The 16824-nt window shown below is 56.3% G+C and carries 12 protein-coding genes; 3 read left to right on the forward strand and 9 right to left on the reverse strand.

The window, feature by feature from the left end; all coding sequences use genetic code 11:
- The 4 genes from feoB to greB all read right to left on the reverse strand — a co-directional run bounded on the left by feoB (window position 1) and on the right by greB (window position 5805).
- Window positions 1-2319 carry a Fe(2+) transporter permease subunit FeoB gene (gene feoB / locus SK51_RS05835; protein ID WP_023307118.1) on the reverse strand — a complete coding sequence of 773 codons (2319 nt, stop codon included), beginning with the start codon at window positions 2317-2319 and terminating at the stop codon, window positions 1-3.
- Window positions 2320-2349: 30 nt separating this feature from the next.
- Entirely contained in the window at window positions 2350-2577 is a 228-nt protein-coding gene (feoA, locus tag SK51_RS05840) for a ferrous iron transporter A (protein ID WP_022649633.1), read from the reverse strand.
- A gap of 336 nt (window positions 2578-2913) precedes the next feature.
- A complete protein-coding gene (locus SK51_RS05845; RefSeq protein WP_023307117.1) occupies window positions 2914-5244 on the reverse strand; it encodes a Tex family protein in 2331 nt (776 codons plus the stop codon).
- A gap of 87 nt (window positions 5245-5331) precedes the next feature.
- Window positions 5332-5805, reverse strand: coding sequence for a transcription elongation factor GreB (gene greB, locus SK51_RS05850; RefSeq protein ID WP_022649631.1), 474 nt, complete (start codon window positions 5803-5805; stop codon window positions 5332-5334).
- 228 nt (window positions 5806-6033) lie between these two features.
- Here greB and ompR point away from each other — a divergent pair, with 228 nt between their 5' ends.
- Together ompR and envZ are read left to right on the forward strand one after the other, a co-directional pair.
- Window positions 6034-6753 carry an osmolarity response regulator transcription factor OmpR gene (ompR, locus tag SK51_RS05855; RefSeq protein ID WP_001157751.1) on the forward strand — a complete coding sequence of 240 codons (720 nt, stop codon included), beginning with the start codon at window positions 6034-6036 and terminating at the stop codon, window positions 6751-6753.
- Complete coding sequence (gene envZ / locus SK51_RS05860; protein WP_003861615.1) at window positions 6750-8096, forward strand: two-component system sensor histidine kinase EnvZ; 1347 nt, start codon at window positions 6750-6752, stop codon at window positions 8094-8096. The genes ompR and envZ overlap by 4 nt, the downstream gene beginning before the upstream one ends.
- A 530-nt stretch (window positions 8097-8626) precedes the next feature.
- Here envZ and pckA read toward each other — a convergent pair.
- Window positions 8627-10243 carry a phosphoenolpyruvate carboxykinase (ATP) gene (gene pckA, locus SK51_RS05865; protein WP_023298783.1) on the reverse strand — a complete coding sequence of 539 codons (1617 nt, stop codon included), beginning with the start codon at window positions 10241-10243 and terminating at the stop codon, window positions 8627-8629.
- A gap of 376 nt (window positions 10244-10619) precedes the next feature.
- On the opposite strand from pckA, the gene SK51_RS05870 reads away from it, so the two are divergent.
- Window positions 10620-12377 carry a DUF4153 domain-containing protein gene (locus tag SK51_RS05870; RefSeq protein ID WP_032676747.1) on the forward strand — a complete coding sequence of 586 codons (1758 nt, stop codon included), beginning with the start codon at window positions 10620-10622 and terminating at the stop codon, window positions 12375-12377.
- 122 nt (window positions 12378-12499) lie between these two features.
- On the opposite strand, the gene hslO is transcribed toward SK51_RS05870, so the two are convergent.
- From hslO to SK51_RS05890, 4 genes are all read right to left on the reverse strand, one after another.
- On the reverse strand, window positions 12500-13384 hold the full coding sequence (gene hslO / locus SK51_RS05875) for an Hsp33 family molecular chaperone HslO (protein WP_006812239.1): 885 nt from the start codon (window positions 13382-13384) through the stop codon (window positions 12500-12502).
- Between the two features lie 18 nt (window positions 13385-13402).
- A complete protein-coding gene (gene hslR, locus SK51_RS05880) occupies window positions 13403-13804 on the reverse strand; it encodes a ribosome-associated heat shock protein Hsp15 (protein ID WP_023307115.1) in 402 nt (133 codons plus the stop codon).
- The gene (gene yrfG, locus SK51_RS05885; protein ID WP_023307114.1) at window positions 13801-14484 is read right to left on the reverse strand and encodes a GMP/IMP nucleotidase; all 684 of its coding nucleotides are present in this window, start codon (window positions 14482-14484) and stop codon (window positions 13801-13803) included. Before yrfG ends, hslR begins: the two co-directional genes overlap by 4 nt.
- Before the next feature lie 64 nt (window positions 14485-14548).
- Window positions 14549-16687, reverse strand: a complete 2139-nt coding sequence (locus SK51_RS05890) for an intracellular growth attenuator family protein (RefSeq protein WP_048206616.1) — start codon at window positions 16685-16687, stop codon at window positions 14549-14551.
- Window positions 16688-16824 lie beyond the last annotated feature (137 nt).

Below are 16824 nucleotides of genomic sequence, written 5' to 3' on the forward strand. Positions count from 1 at the left end.
TCAGTGACAGTCGCCCGCAGGGCTGCTACAGCAGGTCGTAGGGGTTTTGCGCGTTGCCAGCAGGTTAACGTCAACGCGGCTACGCGCCCGGCGCAGCAGGCCAATCACCATCACGTTAAACAGGATCACCGCGAGGATACAGACCAGGCTGTAGCGCGGATGCTGGCTGTAATTGACGGTTTGATAAAACACGGTCGCCAGCGAGTAGGCAATGTTCAGCCCCCACAGAATGGAGAAGCCCATCCAGCCGCGGCTGGACTCACGGGCAATGGCGCCCATGACCGAGATGCACGGAATATAGAGCAGGACGAAGATCAGGTAGCTGTAGGCCGCCGACGCGCTGCCAAATTTCTGGCCCATCACGCCCATTGCTCCGGTCGCCATTACGCCGTCGCCTTTGCTGGCTTCAATCGGGTTCGCCAGCACGCTCAGGCTGAAGGTGTCTTTCAGGCTCTGCCAGGTCTCTTCTACTGCACCCAGAAGTTCGTCACCGAGGCTGAACTCAGCCGGGTTGAACTCCTCTTCCTGGATGTTTTCCGCGGTGTAGAGCGTGTTCAGGGTGCCGACAACCACCTCTTTTGCCATCGCGCCGGTGAACAGGCCCACGGTTGCCTGCCAGTTGTCTTCCTGTACGCCAATCGGTTTGAAGATCGGCGTAATGAGCCGGCTGACGGAGGCCAGGGCAGAGTCATTAATGTTGTCCGCTGCCTGGCCGCTCAGGGTGAAGCTGTTCAGGGCGCTCAGGAAAATGCTGACCACTACAATCACCTTACCGGCGCGCAGAACAAAGCCCTTCAGGCGTTGCCAGGTTTGGATAATCAGGCTTTTCAGGTGCGGAACGTGATAAACCGGCAGTTCCATCACGAACGGCGACGCTTCGCCACGCATGATGGTGTGCTTCAGCATCAGGCCGGTGAGAATAGCCATCACGATACCCAGCACATACAGGGAGAAGACGGCCAGCGCCCCTTCCTGACCAAAGAACGCCGCGGCAAAGACCGCGAAGATCGCCAGACGTGCGCCGCAGGACATGAACGGCGCCATCATGATGGTCATCAGGCGTTCGCGCGGTGCGTCCAGCGTACGCGCGCCCATGACTGACGGCACGTTACAGCCAAAACCGACAATCAGCGGCACGAAGGATTTCCCCGGCAGCCCCAGCGCCTGCATCAGGCGGTCCATCACGAAGGCGGCGCGTGCCATGTAACCGGAATCTTCAAGGAAGGAGAGGAACAGGTACATCATGCCGATCTGCGGTACCAGCGGCAGGACGGTGTTGATCCCGCCGCCGATCCCCTGCGCAAGGAAGATGGTCAACCATTCCGGGAAGTGGAGGGTGTAGCCCAGCCACTGAATACCGTGCACGAAGATAGCGACAGAGCCGCCATCAAAGATGGGTTGTAATGCACCGCCGATGTTTATAGCGAGCAGGAACATTACGTACATCACCAGTAAAAAGATTGGCAAACCGAGGAAGCGGTTGAGCACAATCTTATCCACGGCGGCGGTGAAGCGGCTGGGTTCAGCGGTTAATGCATTGCTGACCACGTCACAGATAGCGGCGATGGCCTGATAGCGCGCATCCGCAATATGCAGGGCCGGGTCATCCAGCTCGTCGCTCAGGCGAGCCTGTGCAACGCTCAGTTTATCCGCCGCATCGCCTGCGTAGGCGCGGCTGTAGATATCGCCTTCCAGCATTTGCAAGCCAAGCCACAGGCGCTGTCTGGCGGGCATGGCGTTGTCCATCTCCTGCGCCAGCTGCCCGGCCTCGCGCAGCAGAGGCTGGGCGTAGTGCACCAGTTCGACGTCGGCATTGCCCGTGTGGCGGTCAATTGCCAGCTTCAGGGCGTCAATGCCGCGCGCGCGGGTAGAAACCAGCGGAACCACCGGGCAGCCCAGACGGGCGGAGAGGGCGTCGACGTCGATGCGCAGCTTTTGCTTCTCGGCGATGTCGAGCATATTAAGCGCTACGATGCAGGGGATCCCCAGCTCCAGCAGCTGTAGCGTGAGGTACAGATTTCGTTCGAGATTGGAGGCATCCACCACATTGATGAGCAGATCCGCGTCGCCGCTCAGAATATAGTGGCAGGCAATTTGCTCATCGAGAGAGGTCTGAGATGAAATTGTGGTGAGTGAATAGGTCCCCGGTAAATCAACCAGCGTGACCTGATTATCTGTCGTTGTGAACTGGCCTTCTTTGCGTTCAACCGTTACGCCTGCCCAATTTCCCACACGCTGGCGTGCGCCGGTTAACTGATTAAATAAGGTTGTCTTGCCGGAATTAGGATTGCCAATTAAGCCAATAGTTAATTTTTTCATTGTTTTAGACTCACTGAAACCGCTGGCTTGTTAACGGGATAAAGATTCAACTTCAATTAATGCGAGGTCTTTTTTACGCAGAACCAGATTAACGCGTCGGGTTTCGATATGAACAGGATCGCCCAACGGCGCCACGCGCACCACCTGGAATGATGAGCCGGGTAGCATGCCCAGTGACAGTAGCTTCTGCCGATAGGCCGGGCTTATCTCACGGGTAAAACCGATAATTTTCCACGCACTTTCTGGAGTGAATTGCATAGCGCCTGATTCCACGAGAGGTTAAATAATCAACACTGCGATGATAATGAGAATAGTTTTTATCAGCAATAATAAAAATGTGACGGGATGTTGTTAATCGTATTAATTTGCGGTCTGCTTGACCTTGCTCAATATTTGCGGGAATAGCCGGGAAGGAATAAAAAGCGTATTTGTTAATGGAGTGATAAGTAGCGGTTTAAATATGGATATGCAATCGGTTTCATATTTTACGATATAATTTTTCCCCTCACCCCGGCCCTCTCCCCAAAGGGGCGAGGGTGTTCAAGTTCCCTCTCCCCTTTGGGGAGAGGGTTAGGGTGAGGGGCATTTACAGGATTAGCGTTTCTTACCCATCGCCGCTGCCAGAGCATCCATCATCGCGCTGTTGCCTGCTGGCTGTGCGTCACGTCCGCGTGGCTTCGCGGCTTTCGCTGCCGGACGCTGCTGTTCACGGCCACCGCCATTACCGCCACGGCGCGCGTTAGTGTCGCCCGGCTGCTCGTCCAGACGCATGGTCAGGGCGATACGCTTACGCTGAAGATCCACTTCCAGCACTTTCACCTTCACAATGTCGCCCGCTTTGACCACGGTGTGCGGATCTTCAACGAACTTGTCGGCGAGGGAAGAGATATGCACCAGACCGTCCTGATGCACGCCGATATCCACAAACGCGCCAAAGTTGGTGACGTTGGTTACCGCCCCTTCCAGCACCATGCCCGGCAGCAGGTCGTTCATGGTTTCCACGCCGTCAGCAAAGGTCGCGGTTTTAAACTCAGGACGCGGATCGCGGCCCGGTTTTTCCAGCTCTTTGATGATGTCAGTGACCGTCGGCACGCCGAACTGTTCGTCGGTAAAATCCACCGCTTTCAGGTTACGCAGCGCGCTGCTGTCGCCCATCAGGTCTTTCAGCGCCTGCTGGGTGGCGGCCAGGATACGCTCGACAACCGGATAGGCTTCCGGGTGAACGGTAGAGGCATCCAGCGGGTTATCGCCGTGGTTGATGCGCAGGAAGCCCGCGCACTGCTCAAAAGCTTTCGGCCCCAGACGGCTCACCTTCAGCAGCTGCTGGCGGTTCTGGAACTGACCGTTCTCATCACGCCAGGCGACGATATTCTGCGCCATCATACGGGTCAGGCCTGCTACGCGGGTCAGCAGCGGAACGGAAGCGGTGTTCAGGTCCACGCCGACGGCGTTAACGCAGTCTTCCACCACCGCATCCAGCTTGCGCGCCAGTTGCGTCTGGCTCACGTCGTGCTGATACTGGCCCACGCCGATGGATTTCGGGTCAATTTTCACCAGCTCCGCCAGCGGATCCTGCAAACGACGGGCGATAGAGACCGCACCGCGCAAGGAAACGTCCAGTTCCGGGAACTCCTGCGCTGCCAGCTCAGAGGCGGAATAGACAGATGCCCCCGCTTCGCTGACGATCACTTTCTGCGCCGTCACTTTCGGGAACTGCTTCTGCACGTCGAGATAGAAACGTTCGGTTTCGCGGGACGCCGTACCGTTACCGATGGCAACCAGCTCAACGTTGTACTTCTCGCACAGCGCGGCGACCACGACAGCCGCTTTCGCTGCCTGACCGGTGTGCGGGTAAATGGTGTCGGTGGCAACCAGCTTGCCGGTGCCGTCAACCACGGCCACCTTCACGCCGGTGCGCAGACCCGGATCGAGACCCATGGTGGCGCGCAGGCCAGCCGGCGCAGCCATCAGCAGGTCGTGCAGGTTACGGGCGAAGACGTTGATCGCTTCGTCTTCGGCGCGCTCGCGCACGGTGCCCATCAGCTCGGTTTCGAGGTGCATGAGCACCTTGATGCGCCAGGTCCAGCTCACCACGCCTTTGCGCCAGCTGTCCGCCGGGGCGTTGTTCAGGCGCAGGCCCAGATGGTCGATTATGATCTGCTCACAGTGGCTCTCTTTAGGCGGCTCGTCAAACTGCGGATCGGCATTCAGGGAGAGTTGCAGCACGCCTTCGTTACGACCGCGGAACATCGCCAGCGCGCGGTGAGACGGCGCGGTAGAAATGGGTTCGTGGTGATCGAAGTAGTCGCGGAATTTCGCGCCTTCGTCCTCTTTGCCGGACACCACGGTGGAGACGATATGGGCGTTCTTCCACAGGTAATCACGCACTTTGGCCAGCAGCGCCGCGTCTTCGGCGAAGCGCTCCATCAGAATGTAGCGAGCGCCGTCCAGCGCGGCTTTGGTGTCCGCTACGCCTTTTTCGGCGTCGATAAATTTGGCGGCTTCGGTTTCCGGATCGTGAGACGGCTCGTTCCACAGCAGGTCGGCCAGCGGCTCAAGGCCGGCTTCGATCGCAATCTGCCCGCGCGTGCGGCGCTTCGGTTTGTACGGCAGATAGAGATCTTCAAGTTCGGTTTTGCTCAGGGTACCGTTAATGGCTTTTTCCAGGTCACTGGTCAGCTTGCCCTGCTCGCCGATAGATTTGAGGATCGCCTGACGTCGGTCTTCCAGCTCGCGCAGATAGCCCAGACGGGTCTCAAGGTTACGCAGCTGCGTGTCATCCAGACCGCCGGTGACTTCCTTACGATAACGTGCAATAAACGGCACGGTGTTCCCTTCATCAAGCAGACGAACGGCAGCTTCTACCTGTTCGGCTCTGGCCTGAATATCACCCGCAATAATGCGGCAGAGCGACTCTTTCATCATGGTCAGTTCATCTTGTGGATCGAAAATCAGGGGGATAGTTATACGGGCTGACACCAAAAAATGCCAGCCGGGGAGGGCGCTCTCGGACTATTTAACATACTCGATTTCGTTGACGTACCAGCTTGCTTCACCCGCGGGCGTCTGGACAACGGCTAAATCGCCCACCTCTTTTTTCAGCAGGGCGCGGGCCATGGGTGAATCGATAGAAATGTAATCCTTACGACCGAAAATTTCATCATAGCCAACGATACGAAAACGCAGGGTGTCGCCGTTGTCGTTTTCAATTTCGACCCACGCGCCGAAAAACACTTTACCTTCCTGCTGCGGGGAGTAATCGACAATTTTGAGATTCTCGAGGCATTTCGTCAGGTAGCGTACCCGGCGATCGATTTCGCGCAGTCGCTTTTTATTGTACTGATAGTCCGCATTCTCGCTGCGGTCGCCCAGACTTGCGGCCCAGGTGACTTTTTTGGTCACTTCCGGACGCTCTTCGCGCCACAGGTAATCCATCTCTTTTTTGAGTTTCTCGTACCCTTCGCGGGTGATCAGAGGCGTTTTCATGGTGCTGCCTTTAATGCCGGTTAACTGTCTTTGCGCACAATACGTAGCGCACAGTGTAACAGACAAGATTAATAATGATTTATGTGATGAAATGAACAGATAAGCTGCTGTTAAATATGCTTTGTAACAATTTCGTCTAGAATTTATACCAGAATTTGCTGGTCGAACCCGTGCACTTTTTTAGAATACGCTGTTCCAGGCTTATCCGAACCTTTGGGAGTACACACAATGCAAGAGAACTACAAAATTCTGGTCGTAGATGACGACATGCGCCTGCGTGCGCTGCTGGAACGTTATCTGACCGAGCAGGGCTTCCAGGTTCGTAGCGTCGCGAACGCGGAACAGATGGATCGTCTGCTGACGCGTGAATCCTTCCACCTGATGGTGTTGGACCTGATGCTGCCTGGCGAAGATGGGCTCTCTATTTGCCGTCGTCTGCGTAGCCAGAGCAACCCGATGCCAATCATCATGGTGACGGCGAAGGGTGAAGAAGTTGACCGTATCGTCGGCCTTGAGATTGGCGCTGATGACTACATTCCTAAGCCGTTCAACCCGCGTGAACTGCTGGCGCGTATTCGCGCCGTGCTGCGTCGTCAGGCGAACGAGCTGCCGGGCGCGCCGTCTCAGGAAGAGGCCGTCATTGCATTCGGTAAGTTCAAGCTGAACCTCGGCACCCGTGAAATGTTCCGTGAAGATGAGCCAATGCCGCTCACCAGCGGCGAGTTTGCGGTACTGAAAGCGCTGGTCAGCCACCCGCGTGAACCGCTTTCACGCGACAAGCTGATGAACCTGGCGCGCGGCCGTGAATACTCCGCAATGGAACGTTCTATCGACGTGCAGATCTCTCGTCTGCGCCGCATGGTGGAAGAAGATCCGGCGCATCCTCGTTATATTCAGACCGTGTGGGGTCTGGGCTACGTGTTTGTCCCGGACGGCTCTAAAGCATGAGGCGAATGCGCTTCTCGCCGCGAAGTTCGTTTGCCCGCACGCTGTTATTGATCGTCACCCTGCTGTTTGTCAGCCTGGTGACGACCTACCTGGTGGTGCTGAACTTTGCGATCCTGCCGAGCCTTCAGCAGTTTAATAAGGTGCTGGCATACGAAGTGCGTATGCTGATGACCGACAAACTGCAACTGGAGGACGGCACGCAGTTGGTTGTCCCCCCGGCGTTCCGTCGGGAAATCTACCGTGAGTTGGGCATTTCTCTCTACTCGAACGAAGCGGCGGAAGATGCCGGCCTGCGCTGGGCGCAGCACTATGAATTCCTTAGCCAGCAGATGGCGCAGCAGCTTGGCGGCCCGACGGAAGTGCGCGTTGAGGTCAATAAAAGCTCGCCGGTTGTCTGGCTGAAAACCTGGCTGTCACCCAACATCTGGGTGCGTGTTCCGCTCACCGAGATTCATCAGGGCGACTTCTCACCGCTGTTCCGATACACCCTGGCGATCATGCTGCTGGCTATCGGCGGCGCATGGCTGTTTATTCGTATCCAGAACCGACCGCTGGTCGACCTGGAGCATGCGGCATTGCAGGTTGGTAAAGGTATTATCCCACCGCCGCTGCGCGAGTATGGCGCATCGGAAGTGCGCTCGGTAACGCGTGCTTTTAACCACATGGCGGCAGGCGTTAAACAGCTGGCTGACGACCGTACGCTGCTGATGGCGGGGGTTAGCCATGACCTTCGCACCCCGCTGACACGTATCCGCCTGGCAACAGAGATGATGGGCGAGCAGGATGGTTATCTTGCAGAGTCCATCAACAAGGATATCGAAGAGTGTAACGCCATCATCGAGCAGTTTATCGACTACCTGCGTACCGGGCAGGAGATGCCGATGGAGATGGCGGATCTGAACGCGGTTCTGGGCGAAGTTGTTGCCGCCGAAAGCGGTTATGAACGTGAAATTGCGACCGACCTTCAGGCGGGCGAGATTCAGGTACGTATGCACCCGCTCTCCATCAAACGCGCGGTGGCGAATATGGTGGTCAACGCGGCGCGTTACGGCAACGGTTGGATCAAAGTCAGCAGCGGTACGGAACTCAACCGCGCCTGGTTCCAGGTGGAAGACGATGGCCCGGGCATCAAGCCTGAGCAGCGTAAGCACTTGTTCCAGCCGTTTGTGCGCGGCGACAGCGCGCGCAGCACCAGCGGAACCGGCTTAGGCCTGGCGATTGTGCAGCGTATTGTTGATAACCATAACGGACTGCTGGAAATTGGCACCAGCGAACGGGGTGGTTTGAGCATTCGCGCATGGTTACCGGTGCCGGTTTTACGGGGGCAGGTGAAAGAGAGTTAAAAAAAGGTGGGGCCTGATGCCCTCACCCCGGCCCTCTCCCACGGGGCTGAGGGTTCCCCACAAATTAATGCGAGCACTGAGCAATCCCCTCGCCCCTCCGGGGAGAGGGTTAGGGTGAGGGGAATATACGGCGGTGGTGGTCATTCCGTTCACTTAATGTTCCTTGCTACTCTGTAACGACATGACCGGTGAACGTGCCAGGGTGGCTCAGTCGCCACCACCCTGGCGACCCGGGCTCCCGGCGGAAAATCGCCGCTTCGCGGTGCCCTCGGCTTATTCCTTCCGGCTTATCGGGTACGGGCGGAGGCAACGTCCCTGTAAAGCCGCCCTCTCGGCGCATCCCTGCGCCTCGCCCCGGCCTGCAGGAAACGCCTCAGCGATTTACAGCCGGACCAGGGCATCGCTGACAGCCCTCAGTCATTTAGAAAGCAACTTTATTGCTTCTGCATAAAAAAATTACTGGGGATCCCTCAGCCCACGGGGAGAGGGAGAAAACATTAAAAAAGGCAACTTTCGTTGCCTTTTTGCTTTTACCTTGGTCCCGCACTCACCAGCGCAGCACCCGCCGGGGTGTCGGTATACTTCTCGAAGTTTTCGATAAACAGTTTCGCCAGCGATTCTGCCTTCTCGCGCCACTGTTCCGGTGAACCGTAGGTGTTGCGCGGGTCAAGGATACGCGTATCCACGCCCGGCAGCTCGGTTGGGATCGCCAGATCGAACATCGGCAGCGTAAAGGTCTCGGCGTTATCCAACGAACCATCCAGAATCGCGTCGATGATGGCGCGGGTATCTTTGATGGAGATACGTTTGCCCGTCCCGTTCCAGCCGGTGTTCACCAGGTATGCCTGTGCGCCGGATGCCTGCATGCGTTTCACCAGCACTTCCGCATACTGCGTTGGGTGTAGCGACAGGAACGCCGCGCCGAAGCAGGCGGAGAAGGTTGGGGTTGGCTCGGTCACGCCGCGCTCGGTACCCGCCAGCTTAGCGGTAAAGCCGGAGAGGAAATGGTACTGCGTCTGGCTGGCGGTCAGGCGGGAAACTGGCGGCAACACGCCGAACGCGTCTGCGGTCAGGAAAATCACCTTCGTGGCGTGGCCCGCCTTCGACACCGGCTTCACGATGTTCTCGATGTGGTAAATCGGGTAAGAGACGCGGGTGTTTTCGGTTTTGGACGCATCGTCGAAGTCGACAGAGCCATCGGCACGCACGGTGACGTTTTCCAGCAGCGCATCGCGGCGAATCGCGTGGTAGATATCCGGCTCTGCCTCTTCAGACAGGCGAATGGTTTTCGCGTAGCAGCCGCCTTCAAAGTTAAACACACCGTCGTCGTCCCAGCCGTGCTCGTCGTCGCCAATCAGACGACGTTTTGGATCGGTGGACAGCGTCGTTTTACCGGTGCCGGAAAGGCCGAAGAACACCGCCACGTCACCTTTTTCACCGACGTTCGCCGAGCAGTGCATGGAGGCGATACCGCGCAGCGGCAGCAGGTAGTTCATGACCGAGAACATCCCTTTCTTCATTTCGCCGCCGTACCAGGTACCGCCGATCAGCTGGATACGCTCGGTCAGGTTGAAGGCGATGAAGTTTTCGGAGTTCAGACCCTGCTCTTTCCACTGCGGGTTGGTGCATTTCGCGCCGTTCATCACGATAAAGTCAGGGGTGAAGTTTTGCAGTTCTTCATCGGTCGGACGAATGAACATGTTCTTCACGAAATGCGCCTGCCAGGCCACTTCAGTGATAAACCGAACGGAGAGACGGGTGTCGGCGTTAGCGCCGCAGAAAGCATCGACGATGAACAGACGCTTGCCGGAAAGCTGATGGGTGACGAGCCCTTTCAGATGCTGCCAGGTTTCAGGAGAGAGCGGTTTGTTATCGTTCTTCCCTTTGCCTTTATCGGCCCACCACAGCGTATCGCGGGTGGTATCATCTCGGACAATGTATTTATCTTTCGGCGAACGGCCGGTAAAAATACCGGTATCGACGGCGATAGCACCAAGATTCGTCAACACACCTCGCTCGTACCCTTCCAGAGCCGGATTGAGCTCTTCCTGATACAGCGTATCGTAATCGGGGTTGTAGACCACTTCCTGGACGTCGTGAATACCATAAGCCTTGAGATCTTGCGGGGTTAAACCATTAACACGCATATCACTGCTCCTTAGCCAATATGTACTGCCTGAAATTGTAGGGTTTTTCTGGGGATGTTAACCGCGACGGGGCTCATAGATTTACGTATCTGGTCAAAACCCTTACTAACGGAAAACGCTGCGACTCCAGTCACAGGGCGGGCAGATTATCGCAGGAATCGCTTTTTGGTTGGGGAAAATGTTCTTAAAAGGTTAATCTCTGGTGAATTTATCCAGAAGAATGTGAATGTAATCGCATACATGAAAGAAAATTACGTAAGAGTTACATTGGGAAAACGATTCAGGTCTCTTGGGCCAGCTATTTTCAGAGTTTGAGGTGGGGGCCAGAGTTTTGCCTTGATGAGACAATAGTTTTTTCATGAACAAGGGATGAGAAATGGAAAACCGTGAGACGTTATCTCCTTCAACGCGCGTAGCCGTCGTGCTGGCGGGGGCTCTACAGGGCGTAATTTGCTATGTAATTACGTGGTATATCGAGTACGCAAAATTGCCATCGGATACGCTGTGGCTGATGTGTGTAGTACCTGCCACCGTGGTAATGACAACCACGTTGTCTCTTGCCATGACGTCATTCAGAAAGCCATTTTTGTGGCTGTCACTCGGGATGATCGGCGCGGCAGTCGCGGGTATGGGCGGCTGGCTTAAGTGGAGCGTTGCAGGACTCGAAAGCTGGAATCTCAGAGATGAGATGCTCGTTTTCGGCTTTCATCTGCTGCTGATGACGCTGTTCGTGTTGCCATGGCTTCAGCGGCGTCTGGATCCCGTCCCGACTACCTCGTTCTACAGCGACTTTTATCAACGAAACTGGCATAACGCGCTGACGCTGCTCATTATTTTTGTTTCGAATGGTCTCTTTTGGCTGGTGCTTTTCCTCTGGGCCGAGCTTTTCGAACTTATCGGCATCGGCTTTTTTGATCGGCTTTTCTTTCATTCTGACGGATTTATTTCAGTGGCGATTGGCGTGGTTTCAGCCAGTGCGGCCGTGCTCACGCGTATGCAGGTAAGGTTAATCCTTGCCCTGCAAAATCTGCTGACCCTCATAGCCACCGGTCTGCTTCCCCTGATGGCGGCGCTGGCGCTGCTCTTTATTGGCGCGTTGCCTTTTGTCGGCTTTGAATCCATTTCAGCCAGAATATCCGCCGCGGGCTTGCTGACCACTTTAGCGCTGCTGCTGTTATTCCTGGTGACGATAGTGTGGCATCCACAGCGTCAAACGCTGCCTTACTATGCCCCGCTGCGAGGGATGATTCGCCTTGCTGTGGCTATCGTACCCGCGTATCCGGTTCTGGCGGGGTGGGCGCTGTGGCTACGCATTTCGCAATACGGCTGGTCACCCGAGCGTCTGTACGGGGTATTGATAACCATCGTGGCGCTGGTCTGGGCGGTCGGTTTTTGCGCCAGCGTTCTGATTCAGCGCCGTGAGCCGCAGAAGATCCATGCGTACGTCATCCCGACGACCGGGCTGCTTTCCCTCATCTTCCTGGCGTTGATCCATACCCCCGTGCTGGATCCGTGGCGAATAAGCGTTGCAAGCCATATGGCCCGCTATCAGGACGGCAGAATAACTGCGGATCAAGTCAGCCTGTATATGCTCAGTAACGCTGGACGAAAGGGGCGGGAGGCAATGCTCACGCTGCAAAACGATCCGCAGTTTATCTCTAACCCAAAACGGCAGCGTGAAATAAATGGTCTTCTCTCCAGGAACGCTGGCGGAGCAGGTAAGATGACCGCCGCGATGCTGGAAAAACAGGTCCAGCTCGCACCGGGAATGGCTCGTCCTGATAAGACATTGTGGCAAGCCATGCTCAGCAATCAGTATCGCTTTGAGAGCTGCGATAGCGCCCAGAGTAACTGTTTACTCATGCCGCTGGATCTTAACGGCGACGGCAAGCCTGAGGCCGTGCTATTTCAATTTACCGATCGCACGATCGTGGCTTACACACAAACCAACACGGGCTGGAGGATCGCCGGGGACGCGTGGAAAATGCCGGAGGCATTGACCAGAGAAGAACTTGACCGCGCATTAAGGCAGAGGAAAGTGAAATCTGTCGTGAAGCCCTGGGCGGATATTGAGATTTTTGGGGAGCGTGTCGATATGAGCTACGACAGTTACAATAATGCGCAGCGGCGTTAGTGCTCTTTCTTGCCGGGTGGCGCTACGCTTACCCGGCCTACAATTAGCAATCATATCAAAAAATTGCACAATTCATTGTAGGCCCGTGCAAGCGTAGCGCCGCCGGGCAACAGGCTCAGAGCTTAGTGAACCTGCGGATCCGCCGGAGAGGCGTTATTGCGGATCTCCGCGATATCCATCGAATTGAACACGTAGTGCGTACCGCAGTAGTCACAGTGCATATCGATTTCACCATCTTCCGCCATGATGCTGTCGATCTCTTCATCCGGCAGCGTTTTCAGGGCGCCAGCACAACGCTCGCGGGAGCAGGTGCACTTAAATTCCACCGCCTGCGGATCGTAAACCGTCACTTCTTCTTCGTGGTAGAGACGCCACAGCACGTCGGTCGCCGACAGGGTGAACAGCTCTTCCGCTTTGATGGTTTCCGTCAGCGTTGCCAGATGCTCGAAATCATTGGTCTGCGCATCCTGCGCAGGCAGAACCTGAAGCAGCATACCACCGGCAGCAGGCTGGCCATCCACTTCACCGGTGCGGATGAACAGACGGGTTGGCAGCTGTTCGGAACGCATGAAGTAATCTTCCAGGCAGGCGGCAAGCGTATCGCCTTCCAGACCGACAACGCCCTGATAGCGCTCACCTTCTTCAGGCGAAATCGTGATGACCAGGTAGCCGTTACCGACCAGCGTTTTCAGATCCGCATTTTCAGGGATATCGCCCTGAACGCGCGCCACGCCGCGCATCTGCTGCTGGTTATTGCCGTTGATCACCGCCAGCGACATTGGGCCATCGCCCTGCAACTGGACGGTAATATCGCCAGCAAACTTCAGCGTGGCGGTCAGCAGGCTGGTGGCAACCAGCAGTTCGCCCAACAGGGTTTTTACCGGCAGCGGGTAGTTGTGGTTTTCCAGAATCTGTTTCCAGGTTTCGGATACGGTGACCAGCTCGCCGCGCACGGCGAATTGTTCAAACAGATAGCGGTGTAATTGGTCGTGTTGGGCCATTTTCATCTCTCATGCAGGTGAGGGTTACTCGCTCTCACCGTGTTTAAATTTCATCAGATCGCGGCGCTCTTTTTTATCCGGTCGCCGGTCCGGGTGAGGCATCGTCAGCGCGTTCATTTTGCGCGCCAGCGCGGTTTTCTCGCGCTTCTCTATGCTTTCGGCCGTCTCTTCATACAGCAAAACGGCTTCGGTTGCGGGCCGCCGCTGTTCGGTAATGGCTTTCACCACCACCGTTTTCTCATCGTTGCCCTGGCGAAGCGTTAACGTGGCATTCAGTTCAACCAGCTTGCTCGGTTTGCTGCGCTGACCGTTGTAATGCACCTTTCCGCCGTCAACCATTTCTCGGGCAAGGGCGCGCGTTTTGTAAAAACGGGCGACCCACAGCCATTTATCCAGTCTTACCCCATCAGAGGGTTTTTCTTTCATGGCGTCTCCTTCACGGTGAGTGAGGGGATCATCCGGCGATAGTCGTTCAGCCCCGGATGTCGCAGATAGCTTTTTTCAGCCAGGCCGGAATCAGGATTGGTCACGCCCAGGCAATAGCGAATGCCAAAAGCGGCCGCAGAATCCAGAATCGGCTCGCTGTCGTCAATGAACAGCGTGCGTTCCGGCTGTAAACCGGTCTCTTCCACCACGGCATGCCACAACCGCTGATCCTCTTTCGGATAACCAAATGTGTGGGTGGAAAGCAATAAATCAAGGTGCGAAGCAAGACCGGTATGTTCCAGCTTCACGGCCAGGTTATGGGGATGCGCATTTGTCAGCAAAATACGGCGCTTACCGCAGGCTTTCAGCGCGTCCAGGAACGGGACCGTATCTTCGCGCAGAACGGCGCGTGCGCCCTGGGCGGTGGTCATGGCGCAAATATCCAAACCGAGTCGCTCGCTCCAGTAGTCAAGACAGTACCAGTTTAGCGTATGCTGCACCGCGCTATATTGCGAACGAATGAATTCCTGCGCTTCCACCGGGGAGATCCCCTGCTGTTCACCGTACGTTTCCGGAACCAGCTTTTGCCAGAAATAGTTATCAAAGGCGAGATCAAGCAGCGTGCCGTCCATATCAAGCAGGACGGTATCGACCGCCTGCCAGTCGATATTAAGATGCATAAGGGGGAACTCCAGCCAGAAGAAACGTGCGCGACAGGGTAGCACAACTTGTCGCGCAGAGACGTTATCCGATCAGGCTCTCAGAAGAGGAGATCAGTTTCGGGTTTAGGCAATTTTCGTAGTAGGCCTGGATTTCTGCCAGTCGCGTGCGGGAGCGCTGATAGCGGCGTACGGCCTGATAACCGTTCCAGATAATACACGCCAGCATCGCAATCAGCAGCAGGGATGTCCCTACATAGCGCCACAGGCCAGCGCTATCCGGCATACGGTGCAGGCCAATATGACGCGTGCCGTTGGCATCGGTAAAGAGGGTGGTGACGATCCCTTCCGCGCTGAATGGCGTCTGCATCAGCATCTGCGCCAGACGCTGAAATTCGCTCCACTGTTCCTGAGCAGGATAGTCATACAGCGAAACCTGCGGATAGGGTTGATCCACCAGGTCGCTGCCTTCATCGCTGGCAATCACAAAACCGCCAGGCGCCGGGCTGTTAAGCGCCTGGGCGGCACGGGTGGTTTCACGCATCACGAAGGGGGCGGTAGAGGTCGCCACCAGGTTATCCAGCGACTCGGCGCTGACCGGACGCAGAAGCACATTCACACCATCGAGGCGTCCCGCTTCGGCGCATTTCACCAGCGCGTCCCAGTCTTTGCTGTTGCCGAGGTTGACCAGCGCGTTCTTCAGCCGGATACAGTCATCCTGAGCTGAGCAGAGATCTTCTGTTTTCAGGACGATTTCGCCAAAGTCATCCAGCAGCACCATGCCGGACTTCTGAATGGCCGAACGCAGGGCAGGGCTGACGCGAGAATCATCATCCGGTTTTGGATGGAGCTGGCGATTAATCGTCTGGGTGAGAGCGGTGGCCTTATTGACCACATCCGATTCCGGAAGCGGCAGCGGAGAGGCGTCATTCCAGATGATCTGAGAGCAGTCGAACGGCGCGAACGGCGAGTTCTGGCGCGTGTTCCAGGCGCCCGGTGAGTGGATATTACACATCCCGGTGCCTTTCAGCCGCAACGTATCCCCCACGCGTACACCCGCTTCTTCGAGCTGCTGTACGCTGGTGGCTTCCACGGTTTGCGCCCCTTTGATCCATGACAGGGTAAATTTAATCGGCATATCCAGCGGCACGAAAAGCAGCAGCATGAGGAAGATTAACGCGGCGCCACCGGCAATCACCGCGCTGCGAAGCCAGTGCTGAAGCGGGAAGTTTTTCACTTCGTCGTGCAGGGATAAGTAACGTCCCTGGCGTACAACGTGGCGGTCGAGATAGATATCAATATCCGTTTTGTGGCCCAGGTCCTGCGCAATCCACGGCTGCCAGTGGCGCGGATAGATAAGATCGATGATCCCGAGCGAGATATTGTTGATATGTTCCTGATCGTTTTCGCCGAACAGTCCCCAGCGTTTTGGGGTTCCGCGCAGGCAGTGAATTTCGCGTAATGACGTTTTTGCCGGCGGGGCAAATATGCCCCACAGCCCGGCGGCCAGAAGCAGTACTGCGCCGCCCGCGAGCCACGGAACAAACACGTCCGGCGTCAGCAGGCAGATGAAAAAGAGCAGGAACGAGACGACAATCAGCACCGCTTCGCGAATGCCATCCGGGCGGCTCAGGACGTACTCTTCATGCGTTTCCTGGCGGATGTTGAGCAGTTCAATCTGCTCTGTCTCTTCACCACGAATAGAGGCCTGCGTTCCGCTCGCACGTTCCAGCGCAAAGCGTGGCGCTTCCTGAACATATTCGCTCAGAGTATGACCATTAAGGGAGATAACCAGCGGCAGCGTATCGGTATGGATGAGCTCGACGCTGTTTTCGTCGTTGATATACTGCTCCCAGAAGGGAGGCAGGTGCACTTCAACAGAGTCGAGATAGTAACGCCATTTGTTGGGATCGTCGGTTGTGATGCCGTAGCGGGTAATAGAGCGCGTTACGCACAAAACGGTGTCGCTTTGTGCGTTAAGGTTGAGCGATACGGGGGCGGCGCTGGCGCCGGTAGGGCCAGGCGAAAGCCGGGATCGGTTCAGCGTGTCGAGATACTGCTCAACGGTGCTGCGTTCCTCTGGCGAAAGCTTGCGCGTGTTTGCCCCGGCAAACGCGTTCAAAAAGGGCAGCCGATAACGGCGATGTACGCGGCGCCTGAATACCCACACCGCAATCGACGCGCAGGCCAGCACAGCAGCGAGAAAAATCAAAATGGTGCTCATGCTTTCCCCATCTTACTTATCTTCTTACAGGTGTTGTCAGTCGCACCTTTTGTACAATGAATGAGATTCTGTGGTCGGCTATCGGCAAGTATGGAGTCTAACTTGAGCATGTTGACGCGCATCCCAGTGACCGGTAA

The sequence above is a fragment of the Enterobacter sp. MGH85 genome, assembly GCF_001037655.1.
GTDB classification, from domain to species: Bacteria; Pseudomonadota; Gammaproteobacteria; order Enterobacterales; family Enterobacteriaceae; genus Enterobacter; species Enterobacter intestinihominis.

Bases quoted from the DNA above. Each gene is read 5' to 3' on its own strand.
- feoA (WP_022649633.1), bottom strand. From the start codon at position 2,577: ATGCAATTCACTCCAGAAAGTGCGTGGAAAATTATCGGTTTTACCCGT.
- SK51_RS05870 (WP_032676747.1), top strand. From the start codon at position 10,620: ATGGAAAACCGTGAGACGTTATCTCCTTCAACGCGCGTAGCCGTCGTG.
- hslO (WP_006812239.1), bottom strand. From the start codon at position 13,384: ATGAAAATGGCCCAACACGACCAATTACACCGCTATCTGTTTGAACAA.
- pckA (WP_023298783.1), bottom strand. From the start codon at position 10,243: ATGCGTGTTAATGGTTTAACCCCGCAAGATCTCAAGGCTTATGGTATT.
- SK51_RS05890 (WP_048206616.1), bottom strand. From the start codon at position 16,687: ATGAGCACCATTTTGATTTTTCTCGCTGCTGTGCTGGCCTGCGCGTCG.
- greB (WP_022649631.1), bottom strand. From the start codon at position 5,805: ATGAAAACGCCTCTGATCACCCGCGAAGGGTACGAGAAACTCAAAAAA.
- envZ (WP_003861615.1), top strand. From the start codon at position 6,750: ATGAGGCGAATGCGCTTCTCGCCGCGAAGTTCGTTTGCCCGCACGCTG.
- SK51_RS05845 (WP_023307117.1), bottom strand. From the start codon at position 5,244: ATGATGAAAGAGTCGCTCTGCCGCATTATTGCGGGTGATATTCAGGCC.
- yrfG (WP_023307114.1), bottom strand. From the start codon at position 14,484: ATGCATCTTAATATCGACTGGCAGGCGGTCGATACCGTCCTGCTTGAT.
- ompR (WP_001157751.1), top strand. From the start codon at position 6,034: ATGCAAGAGAACTACAAAATTCTGGTCGTAGATGACGACATGCGCCTG.
- hslR (WP_023307115.1), bottom strand. From the start codon at position 13,804: ATGAAAGAAAAACCCTCTGATGGGGTAAGACTGGATAAATGGCTGTGG.
- feoB (WP_023307118.1), bottom strand. From the start codon at position 2,319: ATGAAAAAATTAACTATTGGCTTAATTGGCAATCCTAATTCCGGCAAG.